Source organism: Cronobacter universalis NCTC 9529 (genome assembly GCF_001277175.1).
Lineage (GTDB): Bacteria > Pseudomonadota > Gammaproteobacteria > Enterobacterales > Enterobacteriaceae > Cronobacter > Cronobacter universalis.
The window spans coordinates 3304925-3326018 of sequence record NZ_CP012257.1 but is presented as its reverse complement, the minus strand read 5'-3'; the positions used below and the strand labels follow the sequence as shown (position 1 = coordinate 3326018).

Annotated in this window: 19 protein-coding genes and 5 tRNA genes; 22 read left to right on the top strand and 2 right to left on the bottom strand. The window is 56.7% G+C overall.

Features of this window, described 5'->3' with window-relative positions; translation table 11 throughout:
* Positions 1–556 precede the first annotated feature (556 nt).
* Both AFK65_RS15315 and AFK65_RS15310 read left to right on the top strand, forming a co-directional pair.
* Entirely contained in the window at positions 557–958 is a 402-nt protein-coding gene (locus AFK65_RS15315) for a BPSL0067 family protein (protein ID WP_007701191.1), read from the top strand.
* A complete protein-coding gene (locus AFK65_RS15310; RefSeq protein WP_007701188.1) occupies positions 945–1310 on the top strand; it encodes an STY0301 family protein in 366 nt (121 codons plus the stop codon). Before AFK65_RS15315 ends, AFK65_RS15310 begins: the two co-directional genes overlap by 14 nt.
* 73 nt (positions 1311–1383) lie before the next feature.
* Here the strand turns inward: AFK65_RS15310 and AFK65_RS15305 are convergent, their stop codons facing one another.
* A complete protein-coding gene (locus tag AFK65_RS15305) occupies positions 1384–2088 on the bottom strand; it encodes a GNAT family N-acetyltransferase (RefSeq protein ID WP_007701186.1) in 705 nt (234 codons plus the stop codon).
* Positions 2089–2296: 208 nt separating this feature from the next.
* Between AFK65_RS15305 and tcp the strand changes: the two genes are divergently transcribed.
* Positions 2297–3964 (top strand): methyl-accepting chemotaxis citrate transducer, encoded by a 1668-nt coding sequence (gene tcp / locus AFK65_RS15300; RefSeq protein ID WP_038856444.1) that lies wholly within the window; start codon positions 2297–2299, stop codon positions 3962–3964.
* 70 nt (positions 3965–4034) lie between these two features.
* Here the strand turns inward: tcp and AFK65_RS15295 are convergent, their stop codons facing one another.
* The gene (locus AFK65_RS15295; RefSeq protein ID WP_007701184.1) at positions 4035–4247 is read right to left on the bottom strand and encodes a KTSC domain-containing protein; all 213 of its coding nucleotides are present in this window, start codon (positions 4245–4247) and stop codon (positions 4035–4037) included.
* Between the two features lie 172 nt (positions 4248–4419).
* Here AFK65_RS15295 and AFK65_RS15290 point away from each other — a divergent pair, with 172 nt between their 5' ends.
* From AFK65_RS15290 to AFK65_RS15200, 19 genes are all read left to right on the top strand, one after another.
* A complete protein-coding gene (locus tag AFK65_RS15290) occupies positions 4420–5187 on the top strand; it encodes a basic amino acid ABC transporter substrate-binding protein (protein ID WP_032804891.1) in 768 nt (255 codons plus the stop codon).
* Positions 5188–5260: 73 nt separating this feature from the next.
* Positions 5261–6025 carry an amino acid ABC transporter permease gene (locus tag AFK65_RS15285; RefSeq protein ID WP_004387893.1) on the top strand — a complete coding sequence of 255 codons (765 nt, stop codon included), beginning with the start codon at positions 5261–5263 and terminating at the stop codon, positions 6023–6025.
* Positions 6012–6734, top strand: a complete 723-nt coding sequence (locus AFK65_RS15280) for an amino acid ABC transporter ATP-binding protein (protein WP_038856445.1) — start codon at positions 6012–6014, stop codon at positions 6732–6734. The genes AFK65_RS15285 and AFK65_RS15280 overlap by 14 nt, the downstream gene beginning before the upstream one ends.
* 114 nt (positions 6735–6848) lie before the next feature.
* Positions 6849–7931: a lytic murein transglycosylase B gene (gene mltB / locus AFK65_RS15275; protein ID WP_038856446.1), complete on the top strand. Its 1083-nt coding sequence runs from the start codon at positions 6849–6851 to the stop codon at positions 7929–7931.
* 139 nt (positions 7932–8070) lie between these two features.
* Positions 8071–8568, top strand: coding sequence for a nicotinamide-nucleotide amidase (pncC, locus tag AFK65_RS15270; RefSeq protein ID WP_038856448.1), 498 nt, complete (start codon positions 8071–8073; stop codon positions 8566–8568).
* 88 nt (positions 8569–8656) lie between these two features.
* The gene (gene recA / locus AFK65_RS15265) at positions 8657–9721 is read left to right on the top strand and encodes a recombinase RecA (protein ID WP_007701154.1); all 1065 of its coding nucleotides are present in this window, start codon (positions 8657–8659) and stop codon (positions 9719–9721) included.
* A 68-nt stretch (positions 9722–9789) separates the two neighbouring features.
* Positions 9790–10287, top strand: a complete 498-nt coding sequence (gene recX, locus AFK65_RS15260) for a recombination regulator RecX (RefSeq protein WP_032804890.1) — start codon at positions 9790–9792, stop codon at positions 10285–10287.
* Between the two features lie 134 nt (positions 10288–10421).
* Positions 10422–13049: an alanine--tRNA ligase gene (alaS, locus tag AFK65_RS15255; protein WP_032804888.1), complete on the top strand. Its 2628-nt coding sequence runs from the start codon at positions 10422–10424 to the stop codon at positions 13047–13049.
* A gap of 243 nt (positions 13050–13292) precedes the next feature.
* The gene (gene csrA / locus AFK65_RS15250) at positions 13293–13478 is read left to right on the top strand and encodes a carbon storage regulator CsrA (RefSeq protein ID WP_000906486.1); all 186 of its coding nucleotides are present in this window, start codon (positions 13293–13295) and stop codon (positions 13476–13478) included.
* 311 nt (positions 13479–13789) lie between these two features.
* Positions 13790–13882, top strand: a tRNA-Ser gene (locus AFK65_RS15245).
* 4 nt (positions 13883–13886) lie between these two features.
* A tRNA-Arg gene (locus AFK65_RS15240) sits at positions 13887–13963 on the top strand.
* A 62-nt stretch (positions 13964–14025) separates the two neighbouring features.
* Positions 14026–14102: transfer RNA gene (locus tag AFK65_RS15235), tRNA-Arg, on the top strand.
* 193 nt (positions 14103–14295) lie between these two features.
* Positions 14296–14372: transfer RNA gene (locus AFK65_RS15230), tRNA-Arg, on the top strand.
* A 56-nt stretch (positions 14373–14428) separates the two neighbouring features.
* Positions 14429–14505: transfer RNA gene (locus AFK65_RS15225), tRNA-Arg, on the top strand.
* A 298-nt stretch (positions 14506–14803) separates the two neighbouring features.
* Positions 14804–15370: a fructose-1-phosphate/6-phosphogluconate phosphatase gene (gene yqaB / locus AFK65_RS15220; protein ID WP_004386439.1), complete on the top strand. Its 567-nt coding sequence runs from the start codon at positions 14804–14806 to the stop codon at positions 15368–15370.
* The gene (locus tag AFK65_RS15215) at positions 15367–15795 is read left to right on the top strand and encodes a YqaA family protein (protein ID WP_007701145.1); all 429 of its coding nucleotides are present in this window, start codon (positions 15367–15369) and stop codon (positions 15793–15795) included. Before yqaB ends, AFK65_RS15215 begins: the two co-directional genes overlap by 4 nt.
* A 92-nt stretch (positions 15796–15887) precedes the next feature.
* Positions 15888–17444 carry a glutamate--cysteine ligase gene (gene gshA, locus AFK65_RS15210; RefSeq protein ID WP_007701139.1) on the top strand — a complete coding sequence of 519 codons (1557 nt, stop codon included), beginning with the start codon at positions 15888–15890 and terminating at the stop codon, positions 17442–17444.
* A gap of 152 nt (positions 17445–17596) precedes the next feature.
* Positions 17597–18112 (top strand): S-ribosylhomocysteine lyase, encoded by a 516-nt coding sequence (luxS, locus tag AFK65_RS15205; protein ID WP_007701138.1) that lies wholly within the window; start codon positions 17597–17599, stop codon positions 18110–18112.
* A 434-nt stretch (positions 18113–18546) separates the two neighbouring features.
* On the top strand, positions 18547–21066 hold the full coding sequence (locus AFK65_RS15200) for a bifunctional diguanylate cyclase/phosphodiesterase (RefSeq protein WP_038856455.1): 2520 nt from the start codon (positions 18547–18549) through the stop codon (positions 21064–21066).
* The last annotated feature ends 28 nt before the right edge of the window (positions 21067–21094 follow it).

The following is a 21094-nucleotide window of genomic DNA, read 5'->3' as shown; positions in this document are numbered from 1 at the left end:
ATTTACTTAAATATTAATGAGTTAGTGATGTTATTTTTGATTATTGAATTTCACTGTGGCTCATTTCAGCTCATGAAATCCTGTATCTGAATACAGGCTAAAGGGGACGTTGCAAGGCTCTGGTCTTGAAAACAGGGCTACAGACCGCGCAGCCGCAAAGCTTTTCCTGAATATCCAGGGAGCATGATAACGGAGTCTTTTTGGCAGGCAAACAAAAGGCAAAGCCAGTGTGGTTTAAAGCGAAAGAAATGAGGAGGCTGAGGGGTAAAAGCGAGTGTGAGAAATTAACGCGGCGGGCATTCATCGCCCATAAGGCTGCATCTGAGCATAGGGGCCAGTGCTGCTGGCGCCGCCACCCCGCCGAAAATGGGGGCCATAAGCATTCAGAAAAGATGCATTATGACCCGCCAGAATCGATATAACCGGCTGATCACTGGTTAAAAATTCCCGCTTCGCCAGGAATTATCTTAATTGCAAATCGCCTCGCTTTCCTCCATTTGCATATCTTTACATTAGAGGCAGAATGGCGCCACTTAACCATAGGGATATCAATATAATGGCATATATCGCAAACACGCCGTCAGCGTATGTCGGTCAGTCTGTGGGTAATGGTCAGTGTGTGGCGTACACGCAAAAAGCGGCGAATATGCCGCGTACTGTCGCATGGAAACGCGGAGCGTTAGTAAAAGGCAATATGACGATTGCACCCGGTACGGCGATAGCCACGTTCGATGCGAATGGTCGTTATGGCAACCATACTGATGGAAGTTCTCATGCCGCGATTTATCTTGGGCAGGATGCGTCGGGGATCCAGGTTCTGGATCAGTGGATGACGCATCGCACGTTGCCCAACGGCCAGCGCGTAGCGACGCCGCACGCTGTGAGCAAACGCATTATCCGTTTTCATAAAGCGCCCCGCGCGGAAAACAATGGAGATAATTACTATGTTGTGGAGTAAAACGCTTTTGCTCAGCGCCGGGTTATTTTTATCCGTGACGGGCGCGCAGGCCACCGTCACGCTATGCCCGCAGTACCCAACGGCGCAGGATAAAACACATGTTTTAGACGATGCCAGTTTGTTTGTCGGGCCGCCGGAAGCGTTAGTTGATCTGATGCCGGATAATGATCGCGATACCGTCTGGACTTTGCCTGAGTATCAGGACGAGGCCAGAAAGAGTAAAACCTCGCTCTATTTTTTATGCCTGTATAAGAATACGAAGCAGACCGTTAAGTTGATTGTTCCGGCAACCGCTAAAAAATGCTCCGTTACTTACGATAAAAACAGCAAGCTTATCGCTGCCTGCGAATAAGCGCTTACTTAATGGCGGCGCAATGGCTAAATAAAAAAGCGCCGCCCGTGTTATAGCGTTTCACGCAGCGCGCTTATCGACCTTTAAAATCCTCAAGGTGTTTAATCTGGCGCCCGCGGTCGTTGAAGTTCTCCAGGCGCAGCCAGGCGCGCAGCGCTTTGGCGTGATGCGGCCATTCGGCTTCGACAATCGAATACCAGTTCACATTACTGTTGCGCCCTTTTCGGACCTGACATTCCCGGAATGTCCCTTCATAAATAAAGCCGAGACGCTGGGCGGCCTGAATGGCGGGGGTATTCAGCTCATCGGTTTTCCATTCGCAGCGCCGGTATTTTAATTCTTCGAAAACATACGCCAGTAATAAATAGATAGCCTCCGTACCGTAATGGGTTCTTTTCATGGAGGGCGACCAGTTCACATTGCCGATTTCAATCACGCCGTGCGTTTTATCGACATTCATCAGGCACAGCGTGCCGGTAGGTTGCCCGCTGATATTTTCCAGTACCGTGAAATACCAGGCGTCGGTCGCGGCTTCCAGACGGCGCAGATAATATTCACTGGCGGTCAGCGTCGGCGGGCGTTCATCGGTCAGATAAGTCCAGTCGCGCGTGTCGTCAATGCTGTGCCAGGCGTGATGCAGCGCCAGCGCGTGGCGCACGCTCACGGGCTCAAGATGGCAAAAATGCCCGGCGAACATTTTCTTCTGCGGCAGTTCGCGCGGTGTCCACTCCGCCACGGGCTGGCCGACATACTGCCCAAAGCTGTTTAGCTCTTTCATGGTGCCTCCTTAAAACCCGGAAGGTGACGCTCTGGAATACGTCGCGGGGTGAAAGGGATACTTTTACTATCGGCTAAAAAATCAGAGTGTTTATCTTTTTGTTTTAAATCATGGCGCCGCTCGCATATTTCAGCGGGGTGGATAAAGTTTGCGCACGCCGTTCCGATAACAGCTACACAATAACGCCTGGTTCAGGGGATGATTAACAATGATTAAAAATATAAAAGTGGTTAGCGGGATTATTATTATCCTGTTGACCTTTACGGTGTTGCAAATGGTCACCGGCAGCCTTTTTTATACGGCAGTCAATAATGACAGAAATAATTTCCAGAATGCGAATTTACTTAATTTCCAGCAGGAGCAGCTTGGCGACAGTTTTCAGACGCTGGTAAAAACCCGCGTGACGGTGAACCGCGTGGCGATCCGCTTCCTGAAAAACCAGCGCGATCCGGCGTCGCTTGCGGCGATCAACAAACTGCTGGCGACCGCCTCCACCTCGCTTGGCAAAGCGGAAAAGCATTTTGCGCTCTACAAAGGCTCGCCGCGCCTGAACGGACAGGATGAAGCGACGGCAAGCAAAATAGCCGAAAAATACCAGGCGCTGCATGACACGCTTCAGGCGTCCATCGGCTATCTCGGCGCGAATAATTATGAGGCTTACGGCAATCTCGACGCCCAGAAAGCGCAGGATGAGATGGAAGAGGTTTACACCACCTGGCGCGCGCAGAACACCACGCTGCTGCAGGCCGCCGCCCAGGAGAACCAGCAGAGCTTTACCGGTATGCTCTGGACGCTCGGCGTTATCGCGGTCATTGTGGTGCTGGCGATCGCCACCATCTGGCAGGGCTTACGTCATCTGCTGCTGGGGCCGCTGCGCGACGCGATGGAGCATATCCGCGCGATTGCCGGCGGCGATTTAACGCGCCAGATTGCGGTGGGAGGACGTAACGAAATGGGCCAGCTTGCCGCGTCGCTTCAGGGGATGCAGCAGGCGCTGGCGGGCACCGTCACGGCGGTACGCGACAGCACGGAATCCATCTACACCGGCGCGGGCGAAATCTCCGCAGGCAGCAACGATCTCTCCGCGCGTACCGAGCAGCAGGCCGCGTCGCTGGAAGAGACCGCCGCCAGCATGGAGCAGCTAACCGCGACCGTGAAACAGAACAGCGATAACGCGCGTCAGGCGTCGCAGCTGGCGAAAAACGCCTCGGAGACCGCGGACAAAGGCGGGCGCGTGGTGGATAACGTGGTGCAGACCATGAAATCCATCGCCGAAAGCTCGCAGCAGATTGCACACATCACCAGCGTCATCGACAGCATCGCCTTCCAGACCAACATTCTCGCGCTCAACGCCGCCGTAGAAGCGGCGCGCGCGGGCGAACAGGGCCGCGGCTTCGCGGTGGTGGCGGGGGAAGTGCGCACGCTCGCCAGCCGCAGCGCCAACGCGGCGAAAGAGATCAAAGCGCTTATCGAAAATTCAGTAAACCGCGTCGATACCGGCTCCGGCCAGGTGCAGGAAGCGGGCGACACCATGAAAGAGATTGTGCAGGCGGTGACCCGCGTGACCGATATCATGGGTGAAATCGCCTCGGCGTCTGATGAGCAGAGCCGCGGCATTGAGCAGGTGAGCCTTGCGGTGTCGCAGATGGACAGCGTTACGCAGCAGAACGCCGCGCTGGTACAGGAGTCCGCCGCGGCGGCGGCGGCGCTGGAAGATCAGGCGGAGCAACTGCGCCAGGCGGTGGCGGCCTTTAAGGTCTCTCGCGGCGTCGTCAGTACGCCAGCACGCACCGGCGCCGCGCCGCTTGCGCGCATCGAGCCGGTAAAACCCGCGCTGGCAGCGCCTGCGGGGGGCGATAACTGGGAAACCTTCTGATCCCCGCCTGTGATTAGCCCAATAAAAAAGCGTGGCTCGCCACGCTTTTTTTATGCCTTCTTTTATCGCCTCAACTCACGGAAACTTTGAAAAAGCTGCTTTTGATATTGTTGCTAAACCAGCTCTCTTTCTCGTTACTCATCAGAAAGGTTTGCCAGGTTTTCGCCGGTACGCCGAGAAACTGCTCCACGCGCCCGTTGGCGTACTCAATTTCCATAATCGAGCAGGTCGGATCGTAACCTGCGCTTTTAAACGTTCTCGACTGGACAGGATGTCGTTTCATTTCAGCCCCTTGATTTGAAAACCACTGAGCGTTATCGGCATTTAAGCCGCTGCGCTTGACTACCAGAACTGGCGGGGTGGGTAAGTCAACGGAGAATATATTCTGGTTGCGCGACCTGACTAATGTATGTATTTTTATTCATATTGAGTGCATAAAAATGAGGGTTGCGATCATGGTAAAATCTTTACTCAAGGCCGGTTTGTTAATGGCAGCCCTCGCGGGCAGCGCGTTTGCGGCGCAGGAAACCTATGTCGTCGGCGCAGGCGGCACCTATCGTCCGTTTGAATTCGAAAACAGCCAGAAACAGCTGGAAGGTTTCGATATCGACATTATTAAAGCCATCGCCAAAGCGGAAAACTTCAACGTGAAGCTGGTGAACACGCCGTGGGAAGGGATCTTCGCGACGCTCGGTTCAGGCGATCGCGACATTCTTATCTCCGGCATCACCATCACCGATAAGCGTAAGCAGATGGTCGATTTCTCTGCGCCTTATTTCCCGGCAGAACAATCCATCGTCGTTCCGGCAGATTCAAAAGTGGATTCACTGGCCGCGCTGAAAAATGAAAAAGTGGGCGTGGTGAACTCCAGCACCGGGGATATCGTGGTTTCCGACGCGCTTGGCAAAAACAACACGGCGATTAAGCGCTTCGACAACACGCCGCTGATGCTTCAGGAGCTGTTTGAAGATGGCGTCAGCGCCGCCGTGGGCGATGTGGGCGTGGTGAAGTACTACATCAAACAGCATCCGGAGAAACAGTTCAAACTGGTGCCGGACGCGAAGTTTGAACGTCAGTATTTCGGGATCGCGGTGGCGAAAGGCAACGACGAACTGCGCAATAAAATCAACGCGGGCCTGGCGAAGATCGTCGCTGACGGCACGTACGCGAAAATCTACAAAGCCTGGTTTGACGATAACGTGCCGACGCTGCCTGCGCAGTAATCGCGCGCTTTCGCTTCCTGTTATTTAGCGGCTGACCGTCTCTGCGGCAGCCGCCTCTTTTTCGGAAATGGACATGTCAGGATTTCATTGGGAGATAATCCAGGAGTATGGCCCGCTGTTTATGCAGGGCGCCTGGATGACCATCAAATGCACCATCATCTGCGTGATACTCGGCACGCTGTGGGGCTTGACGCTCGGGCTGGGGCGCATGGCGCACGCGGAGCACGGGCCGTGGAAATATGTGCTGCGCTACCTGGTGCAGTTCCCGGTGCGCTTTTATGTCAGCGCGTTTCGCGGCACGCCGCTGTTTGTACAGATCATGGTGGTGCACTTCGCGCTGGTGCCGCTCTTTATTAACCCGCGCGACGGCTGGCTGGTGGAGAGCGGGCTGATGAGCAGCGAATTCGCCCGTATGCTGCGCTCCGATTACGGCGCGTTTCTCTCCTGTATCGTGGCGATTACGCTTAACGCGGGCGCGTACGTGTCTGAAATCTTCCGCGCGGGCATTCAGTCTATCGACCGCGGGCAGATGGAGGCGTCGCGCGCGCTCGGCATGCCGTGGTGGAAAACCATGCGCAAAGTCATTCTGCCGCAGGCGTTTCGCCGCATCCTGCCGCCGCTTGGCAACAATGCGATCGCCATTGTGAAAGACTCATCGCTCGCGTCTGCCATCGGTCTTGCGGATCTCGCCTATGCGGCGCGTACCGTCTCCGGCGCCTACGCCACATACTGGGAGCCCTACCTGACCATTTCGCTGGTCTACTGGGTGATTACCTTCCTGCTATCGCAGCTGGTGGCGCGGCTGGAAAAGAGGTTTGGCAAAAGTGATTCACGTTAAAAATCTGCATAAGCATTTCGGCGCAAGCCACGTTCTGCGCGGCATAAACTGCGACATCAAACCGGAAGAGGTGGTCTGCGTCATTGGTCCTTCCGGCTCCGGCAAAAGCACCTTTTTGCGCTGCCTTAACACGCTGGAAACGGCAGAAGAGGGCGAAATCCTGGTTAACGGTTTTGCCGTGCATGACCGCAACGCCGATGTAAACCTGCTGCGCGCGGGCGTCGGAATGGTATTCCAGCGCTTTAATCTGTTTCCGCACATGACGGTGCTGGAAAATCTCATTATGGCCCCGATGAGCCTGAAGGGTATGAAACGCGCGCAGGCGGTGACGCTCGCCGAAGGGCTGCTGGCTAAAGTGGGCCTGAGCGATAAGCGCGACGCCTGGCCCGCGAGCCTCTCCGGCGGCCAGCAGCAGCGCGTGGCGATTGCCCGCGCGCTGGCGATGAACCCGTCGGTCATGCTCTTTGACGAACCGACCTCCGCGCTGGACCCGGAGCTGGTGGGCGAAGTGCTGGCGGTGATGAAAAATCTTGCCGAAGAGGGCATGACGATGGTTATCGTCACCCACGAGATGGGATTTGCGCGTGAAGTCGCCGACCGGGTGATTTTCATCGATAGCGGCGTGATTCAGGAAGAAGGCCCGCCCGCGCAGCTTTTTACCGCCCCGCAGAACCCGCGCACCGCGGCTTTTCTCAGTAAAGTCCTCTGACAGCGCGCGCAGGCGGTAAAATTTCCCGCCTGCGCCTCGCGCCGCGCTTCCTCGCCTGGCCCAGGATGATCTACCATTACTGCCATTCGTTCTGAACAGCCATATGGATATCTCATGTTAAAGCGTCGCTATGTCGCCCTGTTGCCGCTGATGATGGCGCTTGCCGCCTGCAGCAGCAAGCCGAAGTCTCAATCCGCAACCACTCAGACCGCAGGCGCAAGCCAGGGCGGCTTCCTGCTCCAGCCGCAGCACGATATGTTGCTGCCCACCGGGGATTTCACCGGCAATCCGGCGGCGGAAAATTTCATCAATATGATGGTCAGCAAGCACGGGTTTAACCGTCAGCAGCTCCAGGAAGTGTTCTCACAGACCAAAAGGCTCGATTACGTGCTGCGTCTGATGGACCGCCAGGCGCCGACCACCCAGCCTGCCCCGGGGCCGAACGGCGCCTGGCTGCGCTATCGCAATAAATTCATCACGCCGGACAACGTGCAAAACGGCGTGGCGTTCTGGAACCAGTATCAGGACGCGCTTAACCGCGCCTGGCAGGTTTACGGCGTACCGCCGGAAATCGTGGTCGGGATTATCGGCGTGGAGACCCGCTGGGGCCGCGTGATGGGCAAAACCCGTATTATCGACGCGCTGTCGACGCTCGCCTTTAACTACCCGCGCCGCGCCGACTATTTTGCCGCCGAGCTCGAAACGTTCCTGCTGATGTCGCGCGATGAAGGCGACGATCCGCTGGCGCTGAAGGGATCATTCGCAGGCGCGATGGGTTACGGCCAGTTTATGCCGTCCTCCTATAAAGAGTACGCGGTCGACTTTAACGGCGACGGGCACATCAACTTGTGGGATCCGGAAGACGCTATCGGCAGCGTCGCGCACTACTTCCAGCAACACGGCTGGGTGAAGGGCGATCTAGTGGCGGTGCCCGCCAACGGCCAGGCGCCGCAGCTTGAGAACGGTTTTAAAACCAAATACAGCGTCGGCCAGCTGGCGGCGGCAGGCTTAACGCCGCAGCAGCCGCTTGGCGATCACACCGAAGCGAGCCTCCTGCGCCTCGACATCGGCAGCGGCTACCAGTACTGGTACGGTCTGCCTAACTTCTACGCCATTACGCGCTATAACCATAGTACGCACTACGCGATGGCGGTCTGGCAGCTCGGCCAGGCGGTGGCGCTCGCCCGGGTGCAGTAAGACGTTTCCCCGCCTGTGCGGGCGGGGAAATAAACTGACCTCAAACCTTGAATTCGCCTCGTAAAACCCGATGTAACTGCCTGCAACGCTGAAAAATCGCTGTGGGATGCCTGGGGTTACGTTTACAATCGGAGCCGTCATGACAGATAACGAATTAATGCAGTTAAGTCAGCAGCTTGGCGCTGCGCTGAAGGCGCAGGGCGCGACCGTGACGACAGCGGAATCCTGCACCGGCGGCTGGGTGGCGAAAGTCATTACCGATATCGCCGGCAGTTCCGCCTGGTTTGAACGCGGCTTCGTGACCTACAGTAATGAGGCCAAAGAACAACTTATCGGCGTGGATGGCGCCACGCTCGCGGCGCATGGCGCGGTCAGCGAGCCGGTCGTCAGGCAAATGGCGCTGGGCGCGCTGAATGCGGCGGCGGCCTCTTACGCCGTCTCAGTCAGCGGTATCGCCGGGCCTGATGGCGGCACCTCTGATAAGCCCGTCGGCACCGTCTGGTTTGGCTTTGCCGACAACCAGGGAAGGGTCGAAGCTCGCGTGCAACGCTTTGATGGCAATCGGGATTCCGTACGCCGTCAGGCGACCGCGTTTGCGCTGCAAACCTTGTGGCAACATTTTATACAAAACACTTGATACTGTATGCTCATACAGTATAATTGCACCAACGAAACAAATTCGCAGCGTGGCGCAATTGGGCTCACCCTGCATGACAGGAGTAAAAATGGCTATCGACGAAAACAAGCAGAAGGCGTTGGCGGCAGCACTCGGCCAGATTGAGAAGCAATTCGGCAAAGGCTCCATCATGCGTTTGGGTGAAGATCGCACCATGGATGTGGAAACGATCTCCACCGGCTCTCTCTCCCTGGATATCGCGCTGGGAGCGGGCGGTCTGCCGATGGGGCGTATCGTGGAAATTTACGGCCCGGAATCTTCAGGTAAAACCACGCTGACGCTGCAGGTTATCGCCGCGGCACAGCGCGCCGGTAAAACCTGTGCGTTTATCGACGCAGAGCACGCGCTCGATCCCGTCTATGCCCGTAAGCTCGGCGTAGATATCGATAACCTGCTCTGCTCTCAGCCGGACACCGGCGAGCAGGCGCTGGAAATCTGTGACGCGCTGGCGCGCTCCGGCGCGGTTGACGTGCTGGTTGTCGACTCCGTTGCGGCCCTGACGCCGAAAGCGGAAATCGAAGGCGAAATCGGCGACTCTCACATGGGCCTCGCGGCACGTATGATGAGCCAGGCGATGCGTAAGCTGGCCGGTAACCTGAAAAACTCTAACACCCTGCTTATCTTCATCAACCAGATCCGTATGAAGATTGGCGTGATGTTTGGTAACCCGGAAACCACGACCGGCGGTAACGCGCTGAAATTCTACGCTTCTGTCCGTCTCGACATCCGCCGTATCGGCGCGGTGAAAGAGGGCGAGGAAGTGGTAGGTAGCGAAACCCGCGTGAAAGTGGTGAAAAACAAAGTCGCTGCGCCGTTCAAACAGGCTGAATTCCAGATCCTCTACGGTGAAGGCATCAACTTCTACGGCGAGCTGGTTGACCTTGGCGTGAAGCACAAGCTGATTGAGAAAGCAGGCGCCTGGTACAGCTACAACGGCGAGAAGATCGGTCAGGGTAAAGCGAACGCGACCAACTTCCTCAAAGAGAACAAGCCAATGGCTGACGAAATTGAGAAGAAGCTGCGCGAAATGCTGCTCAACAACCAGGACGCTACGCCTGACTTCACCGTCGATGATAACGACGGCGGCGTTGAAGAAACCAACGAAGAGTTTTAATCTCAAGGGCTGCTGATGCAGCCCTTACTTTTTTCTGTCTCCACAACTTCGCCACTGTTTTCACGCCTATGACTGACGCCACTCCCCGCCGTTCCGCTTACTCCCGACTTCTCGACCGCGCCATGCGGATACTCGCAATGCGCGATCACAGCGAGCAAGAGCTCAGACGCAAGCTGGGCGCCGTGCTGCCTGGTAAAAATGACGATGAGCAGGCGCAGGCCACGCCGGAAGATATCGAGAAAGTGATCGCCTGGTGCCATGAGCAGCGTTATCTCGACGACGATCATTTTGCCGAGCGTTATATCGCCAGCCGCGGTCGTAAAGGCTACGGACCGCAGCGTATTCGTCAGGAGCTGCAACAGAAAGGCATCTCCCGTACCGCGTGCGACAGCGCCTTCGCCGCCTGTGAGGTCGACTGGGAAGCGCAGGCCCGCGATCAGGCCGAGCGCAAATTCGGCGCGCCGCTGCCGCGCACCTTCCCCGAAAAAGCGAAAGTCCAGCGCTTTTTGCTGTATCGCGGCTATTACATGGAAGATATCCAGGCGATCTACCGAAATTTTGAGTGATGACCCCATGCGGGGTTTTACTTCCCTGTAAAGAAAACTTATCTTATTCCCACTTTTTTCCGTTTAGCCTGACTGGCGGCAGCGTGCTGCGCCACTCGGGTGACACATTTCGTTAGCTTGATTTCAGGATAATTATGAGCAAGAGCACCGCTGAGATCCGTCAGGCGTTTCTCGACTTTTTCCATAGCAAGGGACACCAGGTAGTCGCCAGTAGCTCTCTGGTCCCGAATAATGACCCGACTTTGCTGTTTACCAACGCCGGGATGAACCAGTTCAAGGATGTGTTCCTTGGTCTCGACAAGCGTAATTATTCCCGCGCGACGACCGCGCAGCGCTGCGTGCGCGCCGGTGGTAAGCACAACGACCTGGAAAACGTCGGTTACACCGCCCGCCACCACACCTTCTTCGAAATGCTGGGCAACTTCAGCTTCGGTGACTACTTCAAACATGACGCTATCCAGTACGCCTGGGAGCTGCTGACCGGCGCGCAGTGGTTTAACCTGCCGAAAGATCGCCTGTGGGTAACCGTCTACGAAACCGATGACGAAGCTTACGAAATCTGGGAAAAAGAAGTCGGGATCCCGCGCGAACGTATTATCCGCATCGGCGATAACAAAGGCGCGCCTTACGCGTCCGACAACTTCTGGCAGATGGGCGATACCGGCCCGTGCGGCCCGTGCACCGAGATTTTCTACGATCATGGCGACCACATCTGGGGCGGCCCTCCGGGCAGCGCGGAAGAAGATGGCGATCGCTATATCGAGATCTGGAATATCGTGTTTATGCAGTTTAACCGTCAGGCTGACGGCACCATGGAACCGCTGCCGAAGCCGTCCGTGGATACCGGCATGGGCCTTGAGCGTATCGCCGCGGTGCTGCAACACGTTAACTCTAACTACGAAATCGATCTGTTCCAGAAGCTTATCAAGGCGGTGGCGAACGTCACCGGCGCGACCGATCTGAGCAACAAATCGCTGCGCGTTATCGCTGACCATATCCGCTCCTGCGCCTTCCTGATTGCCGATGGCGTCATTCCGTCTAACGAAAACCGCGGCTATGTGCTGCGCCGCATCATTCGCCGCGCGATTCGTCACGGCAATATGCTGGGCGCGAAAGACACCTTCTTCTACAAGCTGGTTGGGCCGCTGGTGGAAGTGATGGGCGCGGCGGGCGATGAGCTGAAACGCCAGCAGGCGCAGGTTGAACAGGTTCTGAAAACCGAAGAAGAGCAGTTTGCCCGCACGCTGGAGCGTGGTCTGGCGCTGCTGGATGAAGAGCTCGCGAAGCTTACGGGCGATACGCTCGACGGCGAAACGGCTTTCCGTCTGTATGATACCTACGGCTTCCCGGTCGATCTGACCGCGGACGTCTGCCGCGAGCGCAACATTAAAGTTGACGAAGCGGGCTTTGAAGCCGCTATGGAAGAGCAGCGCCGCCGCGCGCGCGAATCCAGCGGTTTCGGCGCGGACTACAACGCGATGATCCGCGTTGACGGCGCGTCAGAATTTAAAGGTTACGATCAGACCGAGCTGACTGCGAAAGTCACCGCGCTGTTTGTCGATGGCAAATCCGTTGAGCAAGTCACTGCGGGCCAGCAGGCCGTTGTGGTGCTGGATGAGACGCCATTCTATGCGGAGTCCGGTGGTCAGGTTGGCGATAAAGGCGAGCTGAAAGGCAATGGCTTTACGTTCACCGTTAACGATACCCAGAAATATGGTCAGGCGATTGGCCATATTGGCGAGCTGGCCAGCGGCGTTCTGAAAGTGGGCGAGGGCGTTAAAGCGGAAGTGGACCATGCGCGCCGCGACCGTATCCGTCTCAACCACTCGGCGACGCACCTGATGCATGCCGCGCTGCGCCAGGTGCTTGGCACCCATGTCGCGCAGAAAGGTTCTCTGGTCAACGACAAAGGCCTGCGTTTCGACTTCTCCCATTTCGAAGCGATGAAGCCGGAAGAGATCCGCAAGGTGGAAGATCTGGTGAACGCGCAGATCCGTCGCAACCTGCCGATTGAAACCAACGTCATGGATCTGGAAGCGGCGAAAGCCAAAGGCGCGATGGCGCTGTTCGGCGAGAAATATGAAGACCGCGTGCGCGTACTGAGCATGGGCGATTTCTCCACCGAGCTGTGCGGCGGTATCCACGCATCGCGCACCGGCGATATCGGCCTGTTCCGCATCGTTTCTGAATCGGGCACCGCCGCAGGCGTGCGCCGTATCGAAGCGGTAACCGGCGAAGGCGCGCTGTCTCTGGTTCATGCCCAGAACGACCGTCTGAACGAGCTGTCTCACCTGCTGAAGAGCGACAGCCAGACGCTGAACGACAAAGTTCGCGCGATGGTTGAGCGCACCCGTCAGCTGGAAAAAGAGCTGCAGCAGCTCAAAGAACAGCAGGCGGCGCAGGAGAGCGCGAACCTCAGCAGCAAAGCCGTCGACATCAACGGCGTGAAACTGCTGGTCAGCGAACTCGCAGGCGTTGAGCCGAAAATGCTGCGCACGATGGTTGACGATCTGAAAAATCAGCTCGGCTCATCGGTAATTGTGCTGGCGACCGTGGCGGAGGGGAAAGTTTCCCTGATCGCGGGCGTATCGAAAGATGTGACGGATCGCGTCAAAGCTGGCGAACTGGTGGGCATGATTGCTCAGCAGGTCGGCGGTAAAGGCGGCGGCCGCCCGGATATGGCGCAAGCCGGCGGCACTGATGCCGCGGCGCTGCCTGCAGCGCTTGGCAGCGTTGAAAGCTGGGTAACCGCGAAGCTGTAAAACCAAAACGGCAGTAAAGACGCCATAACTCCTTGTTGTTATGGCGTCTTTATCTGTGCCCGAACTATAACGATAAAGTCGGGTTGATTTTTTCTGGATCGGCTAAACTTAGGTTTAACAGAATGTAATGCCGTGACTGCTTACACCTCAGGTGTTTGTCATCGCTTACTTTTTGGCGTTATATGATGGATAATGCCGGGATACAGAGAGACCCGACTCTTTTAATCTTTCAAGGAGCAAAGAATGCTGATTCTGACTCGTCGAGTTGGTGAAACCCTCATGATTGGGGATGAGGTGACCGTGACAGTTCTTGGGGTAAAAGGCAACCAGGTACGTATTGGCGTGAACGCCCCCAAAGAGGTATCTGTACACCGTGAAGAGATCTACCAGCGTATCCAGGCTGAAAAATCGCAACAGTCCAGTTACTGAGTTGTCGCGTCTCGCTCACACCGGCGAGGCGCATCCCCTTTTTCTTTTCCTTCCTCGTTTCTTCTGATTTCTTCGTCTTCCGACGCGCTTTTCCGTTTCTCTTTTCCTGGCTTGATATGCTCCTGTCGCAGCGCATTTGCGTTGATAAAACAGCCTTTTTGTTGGCAAAGCAGGCGGATTGGGCGGTAATTGTGCAAACGATACAGAGTCGGGAAAAATTGTTTGACTTATAAGTCCCAGAAAGTAATATGTGCGCCACGCAGCGACGATGAGACGAAACAAGCTCTTCGAAGCACTCGTAAGAGGCGTGTGGTGAGGTGGCCGAGAGGCTGAAGGCGCTCCCCTGCTAAGGGAGTATGCGGTCAAAAGCTGCATCCGGGGTTCGAATCCCCGCCTCACCGCCATTTTGCATCCGTAGCTCAGCTGGATAGAGTACTCGGCTACGAACCGAGCGGTCGGAGGTTCGAATCCTCCCGGATGCACCATCTCTTACTTAGTATGGCTTTCGTAGCGATACTAATATCAGCAGTACAGCAGTATCCCCGATGCATCCGTAGCTCAGCTGGATAGAGTACTCGGCTACGAACCGAGCGGTCGGAGGTTCGAATCCTCCCGGATGCACCATATTTCTCTACGGTATCAGCGATGATAACGTAGCCTGGTGAGCGATGATTATCGCGAATTCCAGGGAGGATAACGCTGCTTCAGCAGCGGCCCGTCAGGGTGAGGCGAAGCCGAATAATCCTCCCGGATGCACCATATTTCTCCACGGGATCAGCAATGATGACGTGAACCGCAGTAAAGCAGTATCCCCGATGCATCCGTAGCTCAGCTGGATAGAGTACTCGGCTACGAACCGAGCGGTCGGAGGTTCGAATCCTCCCGGATGCACCATTATTTTCACGGTATCTTTATGATGACGTGAACCGCAGTAAAGCAATATCCCCGATGCATCCGTAGCTCAGCTGGATAGAGTACTCGGCTACGAACCGAGCGGTCGGAGGTTCGAATCCTCCCGGATGCACCATTATTCTCCACGGTATCAGCGATGATGACGTGACCTGGTGAGCGATTGATTGTCGCGAACTCCAGGGAGGATAACGCTGCTCTCGCAGCGGCCCGTCAGGGTGAGGCGAAGCCGAATAATCCTCCCGGATGCACCATATCCTCTCTTTTAAATATTTTTCCTGTCTCACACATTTCAACATCGCCCCTTTTGACGCGACGTCCATTACTCTCTCGCCACCGCCCCTAAGCCTTAACAGCGACAAAATTAACGGTTTAAGCTAAAGTAACATTCCTGGCGGTCAGGTAATGAGGACATGATGTACGAGCGTTACGACGGGCTGATTTTTGACATGGATGGCACCATCCTCGATACCGAGCCGACGCACCGGAAAGCCTGGCGCGACGTCCTTGGCCGCTACGGCATGCAGTTTGACGAGCAGGCGATGGTCGCGCTGAACGGTTCGCCTACCTGGCGCATCGCTCAGGCTGTCATTGAACTGAATCAGGCCGATCTCTGTCCTCATGCGCTGGCGCGTGAAAAAACCGCGGCGGTGCAGGCGATGCTCCTGGATACGGTGCGCCCGTTGCCGCTCATTGACGTGGTTAAGGCCTGGCACGGCCGCCGTCCTATGGCGGTCGGCACCGGCAGCGAAAGCGCGATGGCGGAAGCGCTGCTGGCGCATCTTGGTCTGCGTCATTATTTCACCGCGGTGGTTGCCGCCGATCATGTACAGCATCACAAACCCGCACCTGATACTTTCCTGCGCTGCGCCACGCTCATGGGCGTCGCGCCTGAAAAATGCGTCGTGTTTGAAGACGCGGATTTCGGTCTCGAAGCGGCGCGTCTGGCGGGAATGGATGCCGTGGACGTACGTTTGCTGTGAGCGACGCGCTGTCGCTCCTCTCGCTCTTCACCAGCAGTTTTCTGAGCGCCACGCTGCTGCCGGGCAGTTCCGAAGCGGTACTGGTCGCGCTGTTGGTGAGCGTGAAAACCGCCCCCTGGCTTTTGGTATTAACCGCAACAATAGGTAATAGCCTTGGGGGGTTAACTAACGTTATTCTTGGGCGGCTGTTTCCGCTGCGCGAGTCGTCGCGCTGGCAGGAACGCGCGCAGGGCTGGCTGCAACGGTTTGGGGCGTCGGCGCTGCTGTTAAGCTGGCTGCCTCTGGTCGGTGATTTATTATGCCTGCTGGCAGGGTGGCTGCGCCTTCCCTGGGGGCCGGTAATTTTTTTTCTGTGCCTTGGCAAGGCGCTGCGCTACATGATTATCGCGGCAGCGACTTTACAGGGTATGACGTGGTGGCACTAATTGGATTGTTTGAGCGACCTTTCATCGTCAACCTTTACCATTACAATTATGCTTAATAAAAATATTTTCGACACGACAGGCGGGAGGTCAATTTGATCCCGGACGTATCACAGGCGCTGGCCTGGTTAACCGAGCATCCTGAGGCATTGAAAGGCATTCGCCGTGGGCTTGAGCGCGAAACGCTGCGCGTCACGCCCGAAGGCGAGCTGGCGACCACGGGGCATCCGGAAAGCCTGGGCTCCGCGTTAACCCATAAGTGGATCACAACGGATTTTGCCGAAGCCCTTCTGGAATTTATCACGCCGGTAGATGGCGATATCGACCACATGCTGACGGTAATGCGCGATATTCATCGCCACACCGCCAGAGCGCTCGGCGACGAGCGTATGTGGCCGCTCAGCATGCCCTGCTATATCAAAGAAGGGCAGGACATTGAGCTCGCGCAATACGGCACCTCGAATATCGGCCGTTTTAAAACGCTCTATCGCTCGGGCCTGAAAAACCGCTACGGCGCGCTGATGCAGACGATTTCCGGCGTGCACTACAACTTCTCCCTGCCGCTGGCGTTCTGGCAGGCGAAGTGTCAGGTGGAAGACGCTGAGAGCGGCAAAGAGGCGATTTCGGCGGGGTATTTCCGACTCATCCGCAACTACTACCGTTTTGGCTGGGTGATCCCGTATCTGTTTGGCGCCTCGCCGGCGATTTGCTCCTCTTTCCTGCAGGGCAAGCCGACCAAACTGCCGTTCGAGAAAACCGACTGCGGTATGTATTACCTGCCTTACGCCACCTCGCTGCGCTTAAGCGATCTGGGCTATACCAATAAATCGCAAAGCAATCTCGGGATTACGTTTAACGATCTGCACAGTTATGTGGCAGGATTGAAGCGCGCCATCAAAACCCCGTCGGAAGAGTACGCGAAGCTGGGGCTGAAGAAAGACGGCGACTATCTGCAAATCAACACCAACATTTTGCAGATTGAAAACGAGCTCTATGCGCCAATTCGTCCGAAGCGCGTGACGCGCGATGGCGAATCGCCGTCTGATGCGCTGCTGCGCGGCGGTATCGAATACATCGAAGTGCGCTCGCTCGACATCAACCCGTTCTCGCCGATTGGCGTCGATGAAAACCAGGTGCGTTTCCTCGATCTCTTTATGGTCTGGTGCGCGCTGGCGGATGCGCCGGAGATGAGCAGCGATGAGCTGCTGTGTACCCGCGCCAACTGGAACCGTGTGATTCTGGAAGGCCGCAAGCCGGGGCTGACCCTCGGCATCGGCTGCGAAACGGCGCAATTCCCGCTGGAGAAAGTGGGCAAAGATCTGTTCCGCGATTTACGTCGCGTGGCGCAAACGCTCGACGGCATTCACGGCGGGCAGGAGTACCAGCAGGTCTGCGACCGACTGGTGGCCTGCTTTGACGATCCGGAGCTCACTTACTCGGCGCGTATTCTGCGCTCGATGATTGAAAATGGGATTGGCGGCACCGGACGGATGCTGGCGGATAACTACCGCAACATGCTGCGTGAAGAGCCGTTACAGGCCCTGAATGAAGAGGATTTCCGTCAGGAGCAGGCGGCGTCGCTGGCGCGTCAGCGTGAGATTGAAGCCGCGGATACCGAGCCGTTTGATGAATGGCTGACGAAGCAGGCGTGAGACAAAAGAAAAAGGCCACATCGCTGTGGCCAAATTGTCATCTCTGAACTCAGTGATGATGATAACAAATGCGCGTCTTTCATAGATTCAGACCCGGCCCGCGAACATTAGTTCAGTTTAATTTTAAAAATTCACTCATCGGAGGTGATCAGATGCCATTGCTTGATAGCTTCACTGTCGACCATACCCGTATGGAAGCGCCTGCGGTACGTGTGGCGAAGACCATGAACACGCCGCACGGCGACACTATCACCGTGTTTGACCTGCGTTTTTGCGCGCCAAACAAAGAAGTGATGCCGGAAAAAGGTATCCACACGCTGGAGCACCTGTTCGCCGGTTTCATGCGCGATCACCTGAACGGCAACGGCGTGGAGATTATCGATATCTCCCCGATGGGCTGCCGTACTGGTTTCTACATGAGCCTCATCGGCCAGCCTGACGAGCAGCGCGTGGCTGACGCCTGGAAAGCGGCGATGCAGGACGTACTCAAAGTGAAAGAGCAGAATCAGATCCCTGAGCTGAACGTTTACCAGTGCGGCACCTACGAGATGCACTCGCTGGAAGAAGCGCAGGAGATCGCCCGCCACATTATCGAGCGCGGCGTGGGCGTTAACAGCAACGATGAGCTGGCGCTGCCGAAAGAAAAATTACAGGAACTGCACCTGTAGGAATAAAAAATAAATAATGAAAAGGGAGCCTTAATGGCTCCTTTTTTATTATATGATTGCCGCGACGGTTATATTTACGCTTCAATGGGAATTTCGGCGGGACTTAAAACAAATTTTGTCACGGACGAAATATAACCCCTGAATAAAAATATCGTTTTTAACAATTAATACCCTGAACGAATGTACCGATGCGTGGCGGGCCGCGTCCGATCTCTGCATATCGTCAGTTTTACCGGCGCCAGGACCGGTAAAACCGTGAGGAATCCGTCCTGTCGCCACGGCGCGCAGATCTTTTCACGGGCGTCATAATGATTATCAAGGCAGTAGCAGATCGGGATTGAGCAATGAGAAGTTTTTTCAGACGCGGCGTTTCTGAAGCACCCGGTAACGAGACGGGGAATACCACGCGTTTTATCCGGCGGACGTTACTTTTTATGGGGTCGCTGTTAGGGCTGTTTTTCCTGATAGCAATGCTTTCCATTTTGCACATCGCGAATGATATTAACGAACGCACCGACGCGCGCAGCCGCCACCTGTTTTTAAAAGCCCTGCAAAATCGTCAGGATACCCTGAAAACCACGCTTAACGATTATTCTGACTGGGGCGAAGCCTACCTTAAGCTGCATCAGACGCTTGATGTCTCCTGGGCGTGGGATCGCGGAAATCTGGGGTCATCGCTTTATGACATGTTCGGCTATGACGGCGTCTTTGTAACGGACGGCGGCGATATCACCCGCTACAGCGTCGTCAACGGCAAGTTCAGAAATCAGAAAGTGGAACACTGGATCGGCGCGCCGATGATGAGCAGTCTGCGCACCGCGCTTGACGCTTCCGATGGCGCCTCCATCGTCACGCCGATGGAATACCACGGCCAGCCCGCGCTGGTAGGGGCCGCCTGGATACGCAGCGGCGGTGATAAAAATGTCCAGGCCGGGCCCGGCGCGCCGTCGCTGATGATATTTATCGATGTGCTGACCCCGGCGGAGCTCGCGCAGATGGGACGCGAGTACGGCATTGAAGATCTGCATGTACGTAAGCCCGGCGAGGCGTCGCCCGACTATCGCCAGGTCTCTCTGGGTCTGCCGCTCGGCAACGGTCATGTCACGATGGTCTGGCGCAGCGACGATCCCGGCCACGATCTCATCGTCGTTATCCTGCCGCTGCTGATTTTCCTGATGTGCTTTACAGGGCTGGTCGCGGGCATCGCCATGCGCAACGCGCTGAATAAAGCGCGGCTCAATGATGAAAACGCCTTTTTGCTGGAGCAGAACCGGCTGGCGCTGGCGGCCAGCGAGCGGCGTTTCCGCGATGTCGCGGAAGCCACCACCGACTGGATCTGGGAAACCGACGACGAGCTGCGCTTTACCTGGCTTTCCGAGCGCTTCCCGGTCATTACCGGCTATCGCATCGCCGACTGGCTGGGACGGCGCGTAACGGAATTTATCCAGGAAGACAGGGCGACGCTGGAAGCGTGGTTCCACCAGCCAGGCCACGGCGGGCACCGCGCCATGACCCACTGCCGCTATCTGTCGGCGCAGGGGCACCAGCGCTACTGCAATCTGGTGGCGAAGCCTATCGCTACGCCGGAAGGCGGGCTGAGCTTTCGCGGCACCGCGACCGACGTCACGCTCGAAGTCGAAGCCCAGGCGCGCGTGCAGTATCTCTCGCTGCATGACGAACTCACCGGCCTGCCCAACCGGGTACGCATGAAGGAGTTTCTGGAAGGCAAACTCCAGTCGCGCCCGACGCGCGAGCATCCGCTGGCGATGATTAGCCTCGATCTCGATAAGTTTAAGCCGGTCAACGATCTCTTCGGCCACGGCGTTGGCGACGAGCTGTTGCATCAGGTATCGGCGCGTCTGCGCGCCTGCCTGCGCGATTTCGATCTGGTGGCGCGCCAGGGCGGCGACGAATTTATCCTGATTATCCCGGACATCGAACGCAAAGAAGCGCTGGAGCAACTTTGCGAGCGCATTCTCAGCGAGATCAACCGTCCGTTCAGCGTGCAGGATCATGAGATTCTCATCGGCGCCAGCATGGGGATCGCGCTCGCGCCGCAGGATGCGGTCAATGCGACCGATCTGCTGCGTTTTTCCGATATCGCGCTCTATAAAGCGAAAAGCAGCGGGCGCAACGGCTGGGTATTTTATGACACCCATATGGCCGAGCAAATTGTCCAGCGCCGCGAAATGGAAAACAGCCTGCGCGAGGCTATCCGCGAGCGGCAATTCCAGCTGGTCTATCAGCCGCGCTACGACGTAAACGCGGAGAATGTGGTGGCGGTAGAGGCGCTGCTGCGCTGGCATCACCCGACGCTCGGGCTGCTGATGCCGGATCAGTTCATTCCGCTCGCGGAAGAGACCGGGCTGATTATCGCCATCAGCGACTGGGTGCTGAACGCGGCCTGCCGCGATGCGCAGCGCGACATGCCGGGCCTTGCGATCTCCGTCAATATTTCGGCGATGGAGTTTCGCACGCCAGGGCTGGTGGAGCGGGTGCAGGAGGCGCTGAACGTGACCGGACTCGCGCCGGAGCGCCTGGAGCTTGAGGTCACCGAGAACGCCACGCTCTCAAACCCCGAGCAGAGCCTGGAGCTGATGAACGGCCTGAAGGCGCTTGGCGTGCGGCTGCTTATCGATGATTTCGGCACGGGATATTCGTCGTTGAGCTACCTGCGCACGTTCCCGTTCGACGGCATTAAGCTTGATAAATCCTTTGTGGCAGGCATGCCGCATTCGGATAACGCCAACAGCATCGTGGAAAATATTATCGGGCTCGGCAAAGCGTTTTCACTGAGCATTACCGCGGAAGGGGTGGAGACGCCGGAGCAGCTGGCGCAGCTTAAAATGTATCAGTGCGATGAAACCCAGGGCTACCTGATGTGCCGGCCTCTGCCGCTGGAGCGCCTTAAAGCGCAGCTGCGCGCGCAGGGCGCTCCACCGGTGAAGGAATAAACGCCGTGAATAAAAAAGGCCCGCCAGA